Raw genomic sequence first — 17,322 nt, forward strand, 5'->3', positions numbered from 1 at the left:
TGGATGCCCCGTGAGGATTCGAACCTCAATTGACGGAGTCAGAGTCCGTAGTCTTACCATTAGACGACGGGGCATCAACCGCGGGGGCAGCAAGAATCGCATGCTGCTCCGGGACGGGAGGCCGCGCATTTAGTTTCGTCGCGGAACAAGGTCAACCCCGTGCGAGACGGGCGCCCTTGCCCTGCCAACTGTTCACCGCTAGAATCTCGGTCAAGTCCCCGCGTACGGTGGTTTATGCGGGAGGAAAAAAGAAAGCTCTCGAAATGGCGGATCATTCTCCGCCGGACACGACAAGAGGGCACGGGACACAACGGGGCGGCAAGTCCGGCAAGGTAGCCGATTTCCGCTACAAGCGCCCCTCCCGGCCCGAAGCCAAGCAAGGCGACAGGCGCAATGCGCCGCGCCGCGATGGCGGTTTTGTATCCCGGCCAACGTCCAAATTGCACGATCAGCCAAGCCAGCTTCCGCGCAAACAGGCCTATGCTGCACTGGATCTTGGGACCAACAATTGCCGCCTCCTGATAGCGCGCCCTTCGGGCGAAAATTTCACCGTGATCGACGCTTTCAGCCGCGTCGTAAGGTTGGGCGAAGGTCTCGCCGCAAGTGGCAAGCTTTCCGATGAAGCAATGGAGCGCACTCTGGCCGCGCTGCACGTTTGCGCGGAAAAGCTGCGCCGCCGCAATGTTCGTCTGGCGCGATCCGTAGCGACGGAGGCCTGCCGTAGAGCATCAAACGGGCCGGCATTCATCAGACGCGTGAAGCGCGAAACCGGCATTATGCTCGACATCATTTCAGCCCAGGAAGAGGCCCGGCTCGCGGTTCTGGGATGCCACGTCCTGCTGGAAGAAGGTAACGGCCCGGCTATTATCTTCGATATCGGCGGTGGCTCCACGGAACTGGTACTGGTTCAACCGGGCGAAAAGGTGCCCCGCATCTTGGACTGGCTGAGCGTGCCATGGGGCGTCGTGTCGCTTACCGACACGGTCGACGGATCGGACGAGACGCACGACCTGCGGCTCGATCGTTACATGAACATGCGCCGCACCGTGGGGCGCAGCTTCGCCGAATTCGCCGAACGCATCCGCGATTACACGCGTTCGACCGAGCCGATCCGCCTTTTGGGTACGAGCGGCACCGTGACCACCCTTGCCAGTCTGCATCTGGAACTGCCCCAATATGACCGCCGCGCGGTCGACGGCCTGATCGTTCCGTCGATCGCCATGCGCGACATTTCCAACCGCCTGTCACGCATGAGCGGCCCGGACCGCAAACGCTTGCCTTGTATCGGCGACGACCGAGCGAATCTGGTCATCGCCGGATGTGCTATTCTCGAATCCATTCTCGACATCTGGCCAGCAGAGCAACTCGGCGTTGCCGACAGGGGAATTCGCGAGGGTATCTTGCGCAGCCTGATTGCCGCCGATGTAGAAGGCGACCGCAGCCGCGCGACTGTGCAAAGAATGCGAGAACAGGATGTCTAGGTCAGGAAAAGACCGCGAAACGCGCGTGCGAACTGCAAAAAAACGCACCGCGAGTTCGACCCGGTGGCTGCAGCGGCAACTCAACGATCCTTACGTCAAACAGGCCAAGGCCGAAGGTTATCGCAGCCGTGCCGCTTACAAACTGATCGAGCTGGACGAGAAGTTCGGTTTGCTGAAGGGCATCGAACGGGTCGTAGACCTCGGCATTGCGCCTGGCGGATGGAGCCAGGTCGTGCGCAAGGTAAAGCCCAAGGCGCATGTGGTCGGCATCGATCTGCTGGAGGTCGAGCCAATCGAAGGCGTTACCATTTTCCAGATGGATTTCATGGATGACACTGCACCGGCGGTCCTCGAAGAAGCCCTGGGCGGAAAGGCCGATCTGGTCATGAGCGACATGGCCGCCAATACGGTTGGCCACAAACAGACGGATCACCTGCGAACGATGGGCCTTGTCGAAGCTGGTGCCTGGTTTGCGGTCGAAAACCTGGCGCCCAACGGCACATTCCTCGCCAAGGTTCTGGCTGGCGGTACCGATAACGATCTGCTGACGCTGCTCAAGAAGCACTTCAGGACGGTGAAGCATGCCAAGCCCCCGGCAAGCCGGAAAGGCTCCAGCGAATGGTATGTCATCGCACAGGGGTTCAAGGGCTGAAGCACAAATGAAAAGGCCCCGCAGAAGCGGGGCCCTTACTTACCGTAGACTGTTCCGGCTTATGCGCCCGGCTTAACGCCGCCAGCCTCCGTAGCGGCATTGTCTGCCGCAACCGGTTCATCGGCTGCCATCGCGCCAGCGGCTTCGGCATCGGTGGGCGTTTCGCCGCCAAGGTCCACAGCATCGTCAGCTTCGTCGGCCTCGGGAGCTACAGGGGCCGGCTTGGCCGGAGCACCGCCGTTGGCTGCCAGATATTCCATGACGTTGGCGCGATCTTCCGGCTTGGACAGGCCAGCAAAGCTCATCTTGGTGCCGTTGGCGAATGCACGAGGGCTGGTCAGCCAGGCATCCATATTTTCCCAAGTCCAAGTTCCGCCATGATCGCTAAGCGCGCTGGAGAAGGCGAACCCGCCGTGCCCCGTGCCGATCGTTTCGCCCATGACGCCGTAAAGGTTCGGACCGATGCCATTGGCACCGCCCTGTTCAATGGTGTGGCAAGCCGTGCACTTGGCAAAAACCTTTTCGCCGGCTGCCGCATCGGCACTTGCGAGCAAGGTGCCGAGATCGGGCCCGGCATCGGCGCCACCATCTTCGGCTACGCCCTCGATGAAAAAGCCCGGCTCTTCGACATGCGCATGCTTATCCGCAGTGAAATACATGCCTGAAACGATGGAACCTCCGAGCGCAACGATCCCTGCGAAGAGGACCCAGCCCGCGGCGGTGTTGAAACGATCATCCATTACGTAAAATACCCGGCGAAAATCGGTTGGTCTGATGGTTGCGCGCCGCTCTAGTGTGCAAGGCGGGCTTTCGCAAGTGCGCAAGCAGCAATAGCGCTTGATGCGCGAGAAAGGCCGCCTTAACGCGCCGGACATCATGCGTCAGTTCGCCAAACCTGCCCTCGCCCTTGTCGATTCGATGCGCTCCGCTGCGGCGGAGCAGCCCGCGCAGGCGATTGCTTTCGGAGGGGCGCCAGGTTCCAATTCGCATCAGGCGGCAATGCAATTTGCACCCGATGCACTGCCCCTGCCCTGTTTCAGCTTCGAAGATGCGCTGGAAGCGGTTGAAAATGGCGCAGCGGGTTGCGCCATGATCCCGATCGAAAACAGCCAGCATGGCCGTGTGGCCGATATTCACTTCCTGCTTCCGGAAAGTGGCCTGTCGATAGTGGCAGAACATTTCATGCGCATAACGCATTGCCTGATGGCGCTGGGAAACGGACCATTCGAGGCCGCCTACAGCCATCCGCAAGCGCTCGGCCAGTCTCATAAATTCCTGTCAGACCGCGGGATCGTCGGCCTCAGCCATGCAGACACGGCAGGTGCCGCTGCCTTCGTTGCGGAAAGCGGAAAGGCCAATGTCGCTGCGATCGCCCCGTCACTGGCAGCAGACCTTTACGGCCTCGATATCGTGGAGCGGGAAGTCGAAGATGCTCCCGACAACACGACCCGCTTTGTCGTTCTCGCCAAAGATGCACTGGATCCGGCAAACCTTGCCGGCGCCCAGGCGATGACCACCTTCATTTTCGAAGTGAAGAACATTCCCGCCGCGCTCTACAAGGCGCTCGGTTGTTTCGCGACCAATGGCGTGAACATGACCAAGCTCGAAAGTTACCAGAAAGGCGCCAGCTTCGCGGCCACGCAGTTCTTCGCAGATATCGAGGGCGCACCGGGTGAAGCCCGGGTAGATGCGGCGCTCGAAGAGCTGGCCTTCCAGACCAATGGCGTCAGACTGCTTGGCAGCTATGCGCAAGTCCGCAAACGCGGGTAGAGATTGATTTCAGCCGGTTTTAATCCGCCGCCTGAACCACGCCAGCTCTATTCGTCAGCGTAGATCGCCACTTCGGACAAGCCTTCGCTGGTCGCACGACCGCGATACATGCCGCTAGTATTCATCGAGAATAGCGCGTCGCCGCTGCGATCCACTACGATGACACCGCCGTCACCGCCCATTTCTCCCACTTCGGCGATGACCGTATCCGCCGCGAGTTGCGCGTCCTCATTCCCGAGGTCGATACGCGCGCAAATCATCCGGGCGACGCCGGCGCGTATGAAGAATTCACCCCAACCTGTCGCAGACACTGCGCAGCTGCGATTGTCGGCATAGGTCCCTGCGCCGATAATGGGTGCATCGCCGATGCGACCCCAGCGCTTTCCGGTCATTCCGCCGGTCGACGTACCTGCCGCCATATTGCCATCATGGTCGAGAGCCACTGCCCCGACGGTGCCGAACTTGACGTCGACGTCGATCGCCGAAAGCTTTTCTGCCTTCATGCGTTCGAGCGATTCCCGCCGGCGCTCGGTTTCGAACCATTCGCTGGGCATGTTTTCGATCCCCTGCTCCGCCGCGAATGTCTCCGCGCCTTCGCCGGAAAGCATGACATGCGGGCTGTTGGTCATCACCTTGCGCGCAAGCTGGATCGGATGCCTGATCCCGCGCACCCCGGCGATCGCGCCTGCATCGCGTGTGCGCCCGTCCATAATCGATGCGTCCAGCTCGATATCGCCGTCCCAGGTGAACACCGCACCGCGCCCGGCATTGAATAACGGATCGTCTTCCATAGGCTCAATTGCGGCCTGGATCGCATCCATCGCCGTGCCGCCATTCCGCAGGACCTTGGCTCCGGCGTCGAGTGCCTTGCGCAGTGCTTCGCGATAGGCTGCATCCTGTTCCGGCGTCATGTTATCGCGCGCGATGGTCCCGGCACCGCCGTGGATGGCGATCGACCACCGCCCATTTTCCTGTGCCGCTGCGGGCATGGACAGGACGATTGAAAATGCGGCCAGCAAACGGGCCAGGGGGGCGAAAAATCCACTCATGGGAATGGGATAGCAGCCGCAGTTATCCACTCAACCCCCCGACCGATTTTGTTCACGCGGCTCGGCATGATACGCTCGTCCGACCGAGCACCAACGGGGAGAGGCTTGATGATTTTCGACCGTTATCGTTTCAACGAACAGTTGGCGATGGATCTGGGGGAGAAAATTCTTCTCGCCCTGATCGCGCTTGTCGTGACCTGGCTTGCCGCACGCGCGGCGAAATGGGCTTTCGCCAAGCTCGTCGACACTGTGGATTTCTTCAGACGCGGAACCGGTAACGGCCAGTCGCTCGGAGAATCCCTTGGGAAAATCGTCAGCCTCCTGATCTGGCTGTTCGGGCTGTTGGTCATTCTCAACATCCTCGATCTCGGCGGAGTGTCCGGACCGATCGACAGCCTGCTTCAGAATGTCGTGGCATTTCTGCCTAACCTTCTTTGGGCAGGACTCATCTTCTTCATCGGCATGATGGTCGCACGAATTGCGCGCGACCTTGTGGTCACGACCTTGCAGACCGTCGATTTCGATAAGTGGGCCAATCGCGGCGGGGTCGACAATGTCACCGGCAACCCTGCCATCAGCAAAACCATCGGTACGATCGTCTACGTCCTGATTGCAATACCCGTGGCCATTGCAGCGCTTGAGCAGCTCGGTATCGAATCGATCAGCAACCCTGCATCACGCATGCTCGAAATGATCTTCTCGGCCATTCCCAACATCATCGGCGCCGCCGTTCTGCTGGGCATCGGTTATCTGATCAGCAAGTTCGTCGTGCAGATCCTGAAGGAAGTTCTTCCGGGGCTTGGCGTCGATAGGGCATTGGCGGAAAGCGGTCTTATCACCGAGGGCACCACAGCATCGGCAATCATCGCCCGCGTCGCCCAGGTTGCGATCCTGCTGTTCTTCGCCATCGCGGCGACGAGGCTGCTCGGCTTTCCTGAACTGACGGCGATCCTCGACCAGCTCCTCGAATTGGGCGGAAGGGTCATCTTCGGAGCGGTGGTCATCGCTTTTGGTTTCCTGATCGCCAATCTGCTTGCCCGTCTTATCGCGGGCGATGCAGGAGGGACGACCGCGGCGACCATCGTGCGTTGGGCAACGATCATCCTGTTCGTCTTCATGGGCCTGCAGTTCACCGGCATTGGCGGTATGATTCCGGCCAATGCGCTGACGATCCTGATTGCCGGCGTGTCTGTCGCAGGCGCTCTGGCCTTCGGCCTTGGCGGTCGCGACTGGGCCGCACGGAAGCTGGAGCAGATGGATAACGATCTGGGCGGGACTGGTTCTGCGCCAACGCCGACACCGCGTCGCAAGGCTGCGTCGAAGTCGACCGATCCCTTGCCGCCGGGCGCCTGATCCAGCCGACCGGTCTGGCACAAATGAGAAGGATGCGGAGCTAACCACTCCGCGTCCTTTTCTTATTCAGTCTCGTCGGAAAATAGCCAGTATGGCGTCACCGCGTTGCGGGCCGCCCCCGCGAACGCGATGCATCAGAGCCAGCGCAGGCGTCGAAAGACGACGAGCAGCCCCACGAAGAGCAGCGCGCACAGAGCGACGACGGCCCAGAATGCCTCCGGATTGTTCATGCCCGGCATGCCTCCCACGTTGATGCCAAGGAGGCCAGTCAGGAAGCTCAATGGCAGGAAGATGCCCGCCACGATCGTCAGCATGTAGGTTGCGTGTTCGCTGCTGGCGAGGCTGCGCGCGCGCAGTTCGTCCTGCAGGACAACCGCGCTCTCCTTGCTGATATCGATATCGTCCAGATAGCGACGCAGACGCGCGATGCTTTCGGCTATCTCGCGCCGATCGTGATCCTCGAACCAAGCCGGTGCATCGCGGCTGATCTGTTCGAGTGCCTCGTGTTGCGGGGCCATGTGCCGCTTGAGGGCGAGCGAATTGCGACGAATGCTCGAGATCTTGGTGAGCATCTGATCCGCGTGCTCGTCGGGATCATCGTCTTCCAGAAGATCGAGAACCTCGTTCATATCGACGATGGACTGGCTCATGCGGGTGATGAGCAGTTCGGCGAGCAGCGTGATGGTGGCGCCCGCGTCTGGCGGGCCTTCACCGCGATCGAGCAACGATACGATTTCGCGCGGTGTCTGGAGGGGATGACGGCGCAGCGTCACCAGCCGCCTTCCGTCACACCAGAACTGCATGGAGATCATGTCTTCCGGCTCTGCGCCCGGATTGAAGTTGATCCCCCTAAGCGTGCCGACCAGGTTCGTGCCTTCGCGGAACGCGCGCGGCCGGGTCTGGTCGCTGGTCAGCAGTTCTGCGGTGGGCTCGGGAATCCGGAGATGATCTTCGAGCCAGTCCTTCACGCCATCCCGAGTGCGGCAAATGTGGATCCAGAGCACTTCGTCGGGAGTGGACGGCTGCCAGCTTTGGACCTCGTCCCAGTGGATCATCCGTGCGCTGCCCGTTCCATCGAGCACACGCCCGAACAGCAGGGGAGTATCGGTGTCGGCGGCATCGGTTTCCTGACTCATCGGCCCATCATGCAACAAGGAGCCGCCGCTGTCATTGCCCCTTAATGATCGGGCGACTATATCCGTGTCATGTCCTCCGTACGCCCATGGCGCGATATCATGCGCCGCCAGTCCCGCCAGATCATGGTCGGCAATGTCCCCGTGGGGGGCGATGCGCCGATCACCGTGCAGACCATGACCAACACGCCGACCGAGGATGTGGGCGCGACGATCGACCAGATCCGCCGCTGCGAGGATGCCGGCGCGGACATCATCCGCGTGTCATGCCCGACGGCGGAAGCGACCGAACATTTCGACAAGATCACCAAGGCGGCCAACGTTCCGATCGTTGCCGACATCCATTTCCATTACAAACGGGCGCTGGAAGCGGCGGACAAGGGCGCAGCGTGCCTGCGCATCAATCCCGGAAATATCGGTTCGTCCGAACGCGTCGCCGAAGTCGTCCGCGCAGCCAAGGCCAATGGCTGCGCGATCCGCATTGGCGTCAATGCGGGCAGTCTCGAGAAGGACCTGCTCGAGAAATATGGCGAACCGTGCCCCGAAGCGCTGATCGAGAGTGCGCTCGACCATATCAAGCTGTTGCAGGATCACGATTTCCACGAATTCAAGGTGGCCGTCAAAGCCAGCGACGTGTTCCTGGCAGTGGCGGCTTATCACGGGCTCGCGGATGCGGTGGATTGCCCCTTGCATCTGGGCATCACCGAAGCGGGCGGTCTCGTCGGCGGGACGGTGAAAAGCTCCATCGGGATCGGCAGCCTCCTGTGGGCCGGTATCGGCGATACAATTCGCGTTTCGCTTTCGGCAGAGCCCGAGCAGGAAGTGAAGGTCGGCTACGAAATCCTCAAGAGCCTGGGCCTGCGCACCCGCGGCGTGCGGGTTGTCTCCTGCCCAAGTTGTTCGCGTCAGGGCTTCGATGTGATCCGAACGGTCGAAACGCTGGAGAAGCGGCTCGAACATATCAAGACGCCGATGAGCCTGTCGGTGCTCGGCTGTGTCGTGAACGGCCCGGGCGAGGCTCGGGAAACCGACATCGGCATTACCGGCGGCGGCAATGGCAAGCACATGGTCTATCTGTCGGGCGTGACCGATCATCATGTGAAAAGCGACGACATGCTCGACCACATCGTCCGCCTCGTCGAAACCAAAGCCGCCCAGATCGAGGCGGGCGAAGCCGTAGCCTTCGATCCGCATGCCAAGGAAGCGGCGGAGTAACCCGCTTTACCCGAAATTAAGCTTGATCGGCCATCCTTGCGTTTATGCGTGAGGCCGCCCTTCTTGCCGTTGCAGTACTGGCTTTCGTTGGCAGTGCCTTCGTTCCCGGAGGTGCGTTCGATGCGGCGACGCACAGCGCGAACGCCGAACCCACTGACAAAACCACGGCCAGGGATTTTGCGCGTGAGCAACCGAAGCCCGAAACGCTCGACTACGCATCATGGGTGGCAGGCACGACGGAACTCGCCCGCGCAGGCGATGGACATTTCTATGCCGATGCCATGGTCAACAATTCGCGGATCCGTTTCCTGATCGATACGGGGGCCAGTGTCGTGGCACTGACTGGCGCCGATGCGCGCGCGGCAGGATTGCACTGGTCGGCTGCCGATGTCCGGCCCATCGCACGCGGCGCATCCGGTCCGGTTTTCGGGGTCGCACTCACGCTCGATCATATTTCGCTGGACGGGCACGAGGCGAATAACGTCAGTGCGATCATTGTGCCCGAAGGCCTGGACACATCGCTCTTGGGTCAAAGTTACCTTTCGACCGTTCAGCCGGTTCGGATCGAACACGACAAAATGGTGCTAGGCGAATAGGTCTTTCGTTCCGGCGCAATGTTCATGGCGCGGCCAGAACCGTGCTGATAGGGTGACCGACATGAAACGACGGGACCTTCTCAAAGGATCGCTGGCCGCCGGCGCAGCCGTAGCCCTACCGAGCCGACTGTTCGCACAGTGGAATCCCACTGCCACGCGCGATGCCAAGCTCATGGACATCGCCCGCGAAGAACTGGTCAGGGTCGGCGGAAACATCTGGCGCAAGGATATCGTCGCCATCGCAGATTTCGGACTGCATTCGGCCCGGCGACGCTTCCATTTCGTAGACCTCGAGAACGAACGGGTGGCAAGCTATCATGTCAGCCATGGCACGGGTTCGGATAGCGAACACGACGGCTGGCTGAAACGATATTCCAACATCGAAGGCAGCGAAGCATCGAGCCGCGGCGCCTTCATGACCCGCAGCTGGTATGTCGGCCGATATGGCACGTCGATACGACTGGACGGCCTTGATCCGACCAACTCCAACGCCCTCCCCCGTGCGATCGTCATGCACAAGGCGAATTATGCGACGCCTGAGCATGTCGAACGATACGGCCGCCTTGGGCGGTCAAACGGATGTTTCGCCATGGGGCCGGACCAGTTCGACCGCGCGTTGATCGATCTTGCCGGGGGTCGCCTGCTGGTTTGTGGTAGTTACGGTCTGGCGGAAGACGGCACCACCGTTACGCCGCCGATCGCACAATACGATCTGCTGCGTAACGAATATGGCGGAACCTACGAACGGACCAATCCCGGCGCGTTCTAGGCGGCGTCAGCTGGTCTGCAGGTCGTCGACGATTTCGACCACTTCTTCACTTGTCTGACGTGCACGATCGCTCTGGCGCGGAGCGTCCAGTGCCGCGAGAACCGGCGCGTCACGATCATATATGTCGGCAAACTTGGTCAGGTTTCCGTTCACGTCCACCCCGTAGGTGAAATAGGTGATGTAGACCGGCCACTGCTTCGCCATCGGATAGCGCGTGTATTCCCTGCCGGCGGTGATTTCAGACACTTCCTGCTGAATTGCCGGCAATTCGTCACGATTGGCGGCATTACCGAGCATCGACATGGTCATCGCCAGTTCGCGAGCGCCCTGCACCCGGATACAGCCGTGACTGAGGGCGCGGCTGTCCTGATTGAACAACGCCTTGGCCGGCGTATCATGCAGGAAGATCGCATGTTCGTTGGGCATATCGAGCTTCATCAGACCGAGCGAATTGCCCGGCCCCGGCTGCTGAACGACGGTTACCCAGCCATTGGCGCCCTTGGTCGCTTTGTATCCGTTGGCACGCGCCCATCCCGGATTGTTGAGCACCTTCGCCCCCAGACCTTCACCCTTCACGATGGACTGCGGAACCGTCCAGGTGGGATTGAAGATCACGGCCTCGACCATTTCGGCCAGCTGAGGCGTCGCGGTACGTCCGGGCTTGCCCACGACCACGCGGTAGTTCTTGATGATCTTGTTATTCACCGTGAGGCGAAGCTGATACTCGGGCACGTTGGTCAGCAGATATTGCTTGCCTAGATCGCGTCCCAGCCAGCGCCAGCGATCCATGTTGGCGCGGATCAGCTTGCGCTTCGCCGGGTCGGTCGTTTTGGCGAGTTCTTCCTTCAGCCGCGCATAGTCAGGAGATACCGGGTTGAGTGCGGTCAGCGTCCCGGCAATGTCCCCCGTCTCAACAGCCGTCAGGAGCAAGCGGTCCGAAGGCAGGACGTCGGGATCGGGATCCACGACAAACCACTGGCGGCGAGCGTCCATAGGTGTGCGTCCGTCGCGCAGGTCTTCCACGAGCCATACGAAAATCTCGCTGGCTGTTTCATTGAGCGCGGTGCCGGGACCGTTTGCAATCGCTGCGGAAAGCTCGTCGGCACGATAATCGGCGGGCGACAGTCCTTCGGCCTCCACCGTGGGGATGAACGCGAGCAGTTTTTTCGCCTGTGGAACGGACCATTCGCGAACATAGACAGGAAGCTGCTGGACGATTTCGCGCGACGATGTGCGGATATCGTCGAAGCTTTCATCGACGCTTGGCGTAGCAGGCTGCTGCGGGGCTTTATTGCGGTAATCGGGAAGCTTTTCCGTCACCTTGGCCGGTTCGGGAGGGACGAGGTTTTCCGGCGCGTTGTCCTGAGCCAGGACAGAAGTCGCGCAAAGGGCCGCCCCCATTGCAGTACCGAAAATCAAACGAAAACGTGTCATAAGTCCTACCAGATGCGCCCCGCGCCGTTCAGCGCGTTTGGCCGGATAATAGCCCAATGCACAGGGCTAATCCAATATCCCTTCTTTCGCAGGCCTGAATTGTCGGTGACTATAGCAGAAAGGGCGCATAGGGCGTGGCGATGAACCGGGACCATGCCTTGCTGCCAGTCTTTGCGGCTGCGTTCGCGGTCGCCTGCCTGTCCCTGATGGACGCCTTCATGAAAAGTGCCGCTCTGGCGGTCGGTGCGCTGACGGCGGCATGGCTGCGTTCGGTCATTGCAACCGGAATTGCGCTTCCGCTGTGGCTCGTGCGCGGCCGCGCCCGCTGGCCGCGTCCCGAGGTACTCAAACTTCATCTGCAGCGCTCGATCATAGCGACATTCATGGCGCTGACGTTCTTTTACGCGATCACCAAACTGCCGCTGGCCGAAGCGATTGCGATCAGTTTCGTGGCGCCGCTGATTGCGCTCTATCTTGCGCGGGTAATGCTGGGCGAGGCGATCCGGAGAGAGGCAATCTATGCCTCCATACTGGGCTTTATCGGCACACTGATCATTATCGGCGGCAAGATCGGCCAGGCGGATTTCGATGCCGACACGGCGCTGGGGCTCACATCGATCCTGGCGTCCGCTTTGCTCTACGCCTACAGTTTCATACTGATCCGGCGGCAATCGCAGGTTGCCGGGCCCGCCGAAATCGCGACCTTCCATTCCGGGGTATCGGTGATCATCCTGGGGCTGGCGGCGCCGTTCCTGTTCGAAATGCCAAACCTGAAAATACTGGGCGATCTGGCCGCGGCTGCCTTCCTGACAGTGGCCGGGGCGATGGGCCTTGCCTGGGCTTATGCGCGCGCCGAAGCACAAGTGCTGGTGCCGCTAGAATATTCGGGCTTCTTATGGGCATCGCTGTTCGGTTGGCTGTTCTTCGCCGAACCGCTGACCATGCCGACGACCATCGGCACCGCCATCATCATCACATCATGTTGGGTAGCGACCCGGAAACGTCGCGTCGCGATCGTGCCGGAGGTTCCCTAGCGGCCTGATCGCTGTTCGGTAGATCGCTCGGTCTCGCCAGCCTGGGCGGGCCCGTCTGCAAAAGTGAAAGCAGCTGCAAAGCAACCGACAATGCCAAGCGCGGCAGCAATTACTGCAAAACGAAGCGGACCACGTGAGCGTTCGCCCGCATCCGATAGCGGAGACATGTGAAACTCCCTCATTCAGCCTTTTGGCCAATACGGCCTTATTGCCATGATTTAGCCTTAATAACCAGAGAAAGCTGCGCGAAGTTCCGTCAAAGCCGCACACCACCCTGCCGCGCACTTGATTTTTGCGCAGGTTCAGCGCAGGTGCGCGGCACATTCTGCCGCTCTGTCCATTGGTCAGATGACGGCTCTCAACTGAAAGGACAGACGCGCGCATGACTCAGGTCGGCAAGGACACGCTCGGAACCCGCTCAACCCTCACCGTGAACGGCAAGGATTACGCCTATTACTCCTTCGCCAAGGCGGAGAAGACAATCGGCGACGTGTCGAAGCTGCCCTTCAGCCTGAAGGTCCTGCTCGAAAACATGCTCCGCTTCGAAGATGGCGGCTTCACCGTATCCACCGACGATGCGCAAGCGATCGCGGACTGGCAGAAGAACCCGGCCACCGGCAAGGAAATCCAGTATCGCCCGGCACGCGTGCTGTTGCAGGATTTCACCGGCGTCCCCTGCGTGGTGGACCTTGCCGCAATGCGTGACGCCATCAGCAAGCTGGGCGGCGAAACGTCCAAGATCAATCCGCAGGTTCCGGTCAATCTGGTGATCGACCACTCGGTCATGGTCGACGAATTCGGCCACCCCAAGGCGTTCGAAAAGAACGTCGAACTCGAATACGCCCGTAACGCGGAACGCTACGACTTCCTCAAATGGGGTTCGAAGAGCTTCCGGAACTTTACCGCAGTGCCCCCGGGCACCGGCATCTGCCACCAGGTGAACCTGGAATATCTGGGCAAGGGCGTGTGGTCGTCCGAAGGCGATGATGGCAAGCTGGTCGCCTATCCCGACACCTGCGTCGGCACCGACAGCCACACCACCATGATCAACGGTCTCGGTGTGCTGGGCTGGGGCGTCGGCGGTATCGAAGCCGAAGCCGGCATGCTCGGCCAGCCGGTATCCATGCTCATCCCCGAAGTCGTCGGCTTCAAGCTGACCGGCGCCATGGCGGAAGGCGTGACCGCCACCGACCTGGTGCTGACCTGCGTTCAGATGCTGCGCGAAGTCGGCGTGGTCGGCCGGTTCGTGGAATTCTACGGCGAAGGCGTCGCCAACCTCACGCTCGCCGATCGCGCGACGATCGCCAACATGGCGCCAGAATACGGCGCAACCTGCGGCTTCTTCGGCATCGACGAGAAGACCCTCGAATACATGCGCCTGACCGGGCGCGACGAAGAAACGATCGCGCTGGTCGAAGCCTATTCGAAAGAACAGGGCATGTGGTTCACCCCCGAGAACGAGCCGGTCTTCACCAAGACGCTCGAACTCGACGTCGCGAAGGTCGTGCCCAGCCTTGCCGGGCCCAAGCGCCCGCAGGACCGCGTCGCGCTGCCGCAGGTGGACGAGCTGTTCAACAGCGATCTCGCCACCGTATACAAGAAGGACAAGCCGGCGCGTGTCGAGGTCGACGGCAAGGACCATGACATCGGCGACGGCGACGTCGTCATTGCCGCCATCACCAGCTGCACCAACACGTCGAACCCCGACGTGCTCATCGCAGCCGGCCTCGTGGCCAAGAAGGCCAATGAAAAGGGCCTGAAGCCGAAGCCCTGGGTCAAGACGTCGCTGGCACCCGGGTCGCAGGTCGTCACCGACTATCTCGAGAAGAGCGGCCTGCAGACCGATCTCGACGCGCTCGGGTTCGATCTCGTCGGTTATGGCTGCACCACCTGCATCGGCAATTCGGGTCCGCTCGCTCCGCCGATCTCCAAGGCGATCAACGGCAACGACATCGTTGCGGCGTCGGTCCTTTCGGGCAACCGCAATTTCGAAGGCCGCGTATCGCCCGACGTGCGCGCGAACTTCCTTGCCAGCCCGCCGCTCGTGGTCGCTTACGCCCTCAAGGGCACGGTGACGGAAGACATCACCAACACGCCGATCGGCCAGGATCAGAACGGCAATGACGTGATGCTGGCCGACATCTGGCCGACCAACGAAGAGGTGCGCGAGCATCGCGCGGCCAATATCGACCGCGAAATGTTCGTCACCCGCTATGCCGACGTCTACAAGGGCGACGAGCACTGGCAGGCGATCAATGTCGAGGCGTCGGATACCTACAGCTGGAACCCGACCAGCACCTATGTAGCGAGCCCGCCGTACTTCGAAGGCATGGGCATGGAGCCTGCGCCGGTCACGGATATCGCCGGTGCGAAGCCGCTGGCGATTCTGGGGGATTCGGTAACGACCGATCACATCTCGCCAGCTGGTTCGATCAAGGAAGACAGCCCGGCCGGCGAATATCTAAAGAGCCATCAGGTCTCGAAGCAGGACTTCAACTCCTACGGTTCGCGTCGCGGCAATCACGACGTGATGATGCGCGGCACCTTTGCCAACATCCGTATCAAGAACGAAATGGTTCCGGGCGTCGAAGGTGGTTACACCACCTACAATGGCGAGCAGATGGCGATCTACGACGCTGCCATGAAGCACAAGGCCGATGGAACGCCTCTGGTGGTTATCGCCGGCAAGGAATATGGCACTGGCTCAAGCCGCGACTGGGCGGCCAAGGGCACCATTCTTCTGGGCGTTCGCGCGGTTATCGTCGAAAGTTTCGAGCGCATCCACCGTTCGAACCTCGTCGGCATGGGCGTGCTTCCGGTGCAGTTCAAGGATGGCGAAACCCGCGCTTCGCTGGGCCTGACTGCGACGGACAGCTTCTCGATCAAGGGGCTGGCCGATCTGAAGCCGGGCCAGGATATCGAGGTCGATGTGACCCGTGAAGACGGATCGACATTCACCTTCACCGCGCTGTGCCGCATCGATACGGCGAACGAGATGGAATATTACCGCAACGGCGGTATCCTCCAGTACGTCCTGCGCAACCTGGCAGCGGCTTGATTGCACGGTCGCTCCTCGCAGTAACGGCGGCGGGCTTGCTCGCCGCCTGCTCTGCGGGCGCACCAACCGATGCAGACGCCGGATCAACCCAGGACCAGGCCGGCGTTCTCCTGATCGAGCCCAAGGCGCTCGCCCTGCGGCTTGATGCCGGCGACGCCATCCAGCTTATCGACGTGCGCACGCCGGAAGAGTTTGCGGATGGCCACATCGAAGGTGCGATCAATATTCCGGTCGATCAATTCGATCCAGCCACCCTGCCCGATCCGCAAGGCGCCGAGCGCATCCTCTACTGCCAGTCCGACCGTCGTTCCGGTATTGCTGCAGAGAAGCTGGCGGCAAATGGCGATACGGCCGTGCATATGAAGGGTGGCATCCGGGCCTGGGAAGGCAACCACCTGCCGGTAACGCGTGACTGAGCGGCCAAGAATCTGACATGGCGATCCTTGGCCGCCTGTCCCGGGTATTGAGGCGCGAGCCTGTCGATGAAAGGGCCGATCCGGCGATCCTTGCTGCGATCGGAACCGAGGTTCGCGAGAGAGTGCAGGACCATCCGAAAATCCAGGCCATAGGCGGCGATAAGGCCGACCTGTTCCTGCTTCCGAAGCTGTTGTCTCCCAGGCAGTGCCGCAAACTCATCGCAATCATCGACAGTCGCATCCAGCCGTCGGTTCTCTTTTCGGAAACAGTCGCGCCGAAGGGACGCACCAGTTCCACGCATTTCTTCTCGCAGGATCTGCCGGAAACGAGGGCACTTGCCGCCAAAATCAGTGAGATAACGGGTATCGGTTTGCACCATGCCGAGCCGCTGCAGGGGCAGCGATATCGCGTGGGCGAGGAGTATCGCCATCATCGCGATCACTTCCGGATCGATAAGCCGCATTGGCAGATCGAGCGGCGGCGCGGTGGGCAGCGCACATGGACCGCCATGGTCTACCTCAACGCAGTCGAGGAAGGTGGCGAAACCGACTTTTCCGAACTGGATTTGAAGATCGTACCCGAGCCCGGCTTACTGGTGTTATGGGACAATATGGACCGTCAGGGCATGCCCAATCCTGCAACGCGGCATGCCGCCCTGCCCGTTCTGGCGGGACGCAAGCATGTGGTGACGCAGTGGTATCGTCAGGGCGAATGGAGCATGCAACAGCGCGGATGACACTGCCGCTGGGCGAGCTCAGACCCCGCGCTTGATGCGGAATCTGCGACGGCCGAGAACGGCAACTGCAGCCATACCGAAAAGAGCCATCATCGGCGGTGCCGGAACATCGGTGCCGCTCGAACTTGGCGGTGGCGGTGGCGGAGGCGGTGGCGGTGGAGGCGGTGGCGGTGGCGGCTGGTCGCCTCCACTCGTTGAGGTCGAAGAGCTAGTCGAAGACGACGTGCTGGAAGAACTCGAACTTGAGCTGCTGGTCGAGCTTGAGGAGCTGGTGCTCGAGGTCACGTTTCCTGAACTAGACGTGCTAGTTGAAACATCACCCGAACTACTGCTGCTCGTTGTCGTGCTTACTTCGCCGGTAGACGATGAAGTGGAACTGCCCCCAGTGGATGTGGAAGTCGATGTCCCGCCACTGGAAGTGGTGGAGGTAATCGTAATTGGTGGCAACTCGCCGCCAGTAGTAGTGGTCGAGTTCACGACGACGCTGCCGCCGCCGCTGGAGCCGCTGAAGAAGCCGCCGAAGAACCCGCCGCCAAAGCCGCCGCCGAAACCGCCACCACCATAGCCACCTCCCGGGATGGAGCGCGCGGAGCCGCCGCCGCCGATCGGTGCCGCTGCAGGCAAC

The 17,322-nt window shown here is 61.1% G+C and carries 16 protein-coding genes and 1 tRNA gene; 12 read left to right on the forward strand and 5 right to left on the reverse strand.

Translation table 11 applies throughout. From position 1 onward, the window contains the following. Window positions 1-74: transfer RNA gene (locus KYK83_RS11755), tRNA-Gln, on the reverse strand. A 189-nt stretch (window positions 75-263) separates the two neighbouring features. Between KYK83_RS11755 and KYK83_RS11760 the strand changes: the two genes are divergently transcribed. Both KYK83_RS11760 and KYK83_RS11765 read left to right on the forward strand, forming a co-directional pair. Beyond that, window positions 264-1,481 (forward strand): Ppx/GppA phosphatase family protein, encoded by a 1,218-nt coding sequence (locus tag KYK83_RS11760; protein ID WP_222828385.1) that lies wholly within the window; start codon window positions 264-266, stop codon window positions 1,479-1,481. Further along, window positions 1,474-2,133, forward strand: a complete 660-nt coding sequence (locus KYK83_RS11765) for an RlmE family RNA methyltransferase (RefSeq protein ID WP_196847727.1) — start codon at window positions 1,474-1,476, stop codon at window positions 2,131-2,133. The genes KYK83_RS11760 and KYK83_RS11765 overlap by 8 nt, the downstream gene beginning before the upstream one ends. A gap of 59 nt (window positions 2,134-2,192) precedes the next feature. On the opposite strand, the gene KYK83_RS11770 is transcribed toward KYK83_RS11765, so the two are convergent. Beyond that, a complete protein-coding gene (locus KYK83_RS11770) occupies window positions 2,193-2,873 on the reverse strand; it encodes a c-type cytochrome (RefSeq protein ID WP_103024541.1) in 681 nt (226 codons plus the stop codon). Between the two features lie 136 nt (window positions 2,874-3,009). Between KYK83_RS11770 and KYK83_RS11775 the strand changes: the two genes are divergently transcribed. Then, window positions 3,010-3,903: a prephenate dehydratase gene (locus KYK83_RS11775; protein ID WP_222828501.1), complete on the forward strand. Its 894-nt coding sequence runs from the start codon at window positions 3,010-3,012 to the stop codon at window positions 3,901-3,903. Window positions 3,904-3,950: 47 nt separating this feature from the next. Here the strand turns inward: KYK83_RS11775 and KYK83_RS11780 are convergent, their stop codons facing one another. Then, on the reverse strand, window positions 3,951-4,952 hold the full coding sequence (locus KYK83_RS11780) for an isoaspartyl peptidase/L-asparaginase family protein (protein WP_222828386.1): 1,002 nt from the start codon (window positions 4,950-4,952) through the stop codon (window positions 3,951-3,953). 108 nt (window positions 4,953-5,060) lie between these two features. Between KYK83_RS11780 and KYK83_RS11785 the strand changes: the two genes are divergently transcribed. Next, window positions 5,061-6,305: a mechanosensitive ion channel gene (locus KYK83_RS11785; RefSeq protein WP_103024539.1), complete on the forward strand. Its 1,245-nt coding sequence runs from the start codon at window positions 5,061-5,063 to the stop codon at window positions 6,303-6,305. 134 nt (window positions 6,306-6,439) lie between these two features. Here KYK83_RS11785 and KYK83_RS11790 read toward each other — a convergent pair whose 3' ends face one another. Further along, entirely contained in the window at window positions 6,440-7,441 is a 1,002-nt protein-coding gene (locus KYK83_RS11790) for a zinc transporter ZntB (RefSeq protein ID WP_222828387.1), read from the reverse strand. Between the two features lie 69 nt (window positions 7,442-7,510). On the opposite strand from KYK83_RS11790, the gene ispG reads away from it, so the two are divergent. From ispG to KYK83_RS11805, 3 genes are all read left to right on the forward strand, one after another. Next, a complete protein-coding gene (gene ispG, locus KYK83_RS11795) occupies window positions 7,511-8,653 on the forward strand; it encodes a flavodoxin-dependent (E)-4-hydroxy-3-methylbut-2-enyl-diphosphate synthase (protein ID WP_196847723.1) in 1,143 nt (380 codons plus the stop codon). Between the two features lie 44 nt (window positions 8,654-8,697). Beyond that, window positions 8,698-9,249 (forward strand): retropepsin-like aspartic protease family protein, encoded by a 552-nt coding sequence (locus KYK83_RS11800; protein WP_222828388.1) that lies wholly within the window; start codon window positions 8,698-8,700, stop codon window positions 9,247-9,249. Between the two features lie 61 nt (window positions 9,250-9,310). Then, the gene (locus KYK83_RS11805; protein ID WP_196847721.1) at window positions 9,311-10,018 is read left to right on the forward strand and encodes a murein L,D-transpeptidase catalytic domain-containing protein; all 708 of its coding nucleotides are present in this window, start codon (window positions 9,311-9,313) and stop codon (window positions 10,016-10,018) included. A gap of 6 nt (window positions 10,019-10,024) precedes the next feature. Here KYK83_RS11805 and KYK83_RS11810 read toward each other — a convergent pair whose 3' ends face one another. Beyond that, window positions 10,025-11,452, reverse strand: coding sequence for a L,D-transpeptidase family protein (locus KYK83_RS11810; RefSeq protein ID WP_222828389.1), 1,428 nt, complete (start codon window positions 11,450-11,452; stop codon window positions 10,025-10,027). A 140-nt stretch (window positions 11,453-11,592) separates the two neighbouring features. Here KYK83_RS11810 and KYK83_RS11815 point away from each other — a divergent pair, with 140 nt between their 5' ends. From KYK83_RS11815 to KYK83_RS17270, 5 genes are all read left to right on the forward strand, one after another. Continuing rightward, window positions 11,593-12,486, forward strand: coding sequence for a DMT family transporter (locus KYK83_RS11815; protein WP_222828390.1), 894 nt, complete (start codon window positions 11,593-11,595; stop codon window positions 12,484-12,486). A gap of 382 nt (window positions 12,487-12,868) precedes the next feature. Beyond that, window positions 12,869-15,544, forward strand: a complete 2,676-nt coding sequence (gene acnA, locus KYK83_RS11820) for an aconitate hydratase AcnA (RefSeq protein ID WP_222828391.1) — start codon at window positions 12,869-12,871, stop codon at window positions 15,542-15,544. Continuing rightward, window positions 15,541-15,960, forward strand: coding sequence for a rhodanese-like domain-containing protein (locus KYK83_RS11825; protein WP_222828392.1), 420 nt, complete (start codon window positions 15,541-15,543; stop codon window positions 15,958-15,960). The genes acnA and KYK83_RS11825 overlap by 4 nt, the downstream gene beginning before the upstream one ends. Window positions 15,961-15,977: 17 nt before the next feature. Beyond that, window positions 15,978-16,697, forward strand: coding sequence for a prolyl hydroxylase family protein (locus tag KYK83_RS11830; RefSeq protein ID WP_222828393.1), 720 nt, complete (start codon window positions 15,978-15,980; stop codon window positions 16,695-16,697). Between the two features lie 112 nt (window positions 16,698-16,809). Continuing rightward, window positions 16,810-17,262 (forward strand): hypothetical protein, encoded by a 453-nt coding sequence (locus tag KYK83_RS17270; protein ID WP_248284453.1) that lies wholly within the window; start codon window positions 16,810-16,812, stop codon window positions 17,260-17,262. The last annotated feature ends 60 nt before the right edge of the window (window positions 17,263-17,322 follow it).

The organism is Qipengyuania pacifica (assembly GCF_019857205.1).
GTDB classification, from domain to species: domain Bacteria; phylum Pseudomonadota; class Alphaproteobacteria; order Sphingomonadales; family Sphingomonadaceae; genus Qipengyuania; species Qipengyuania pacifica.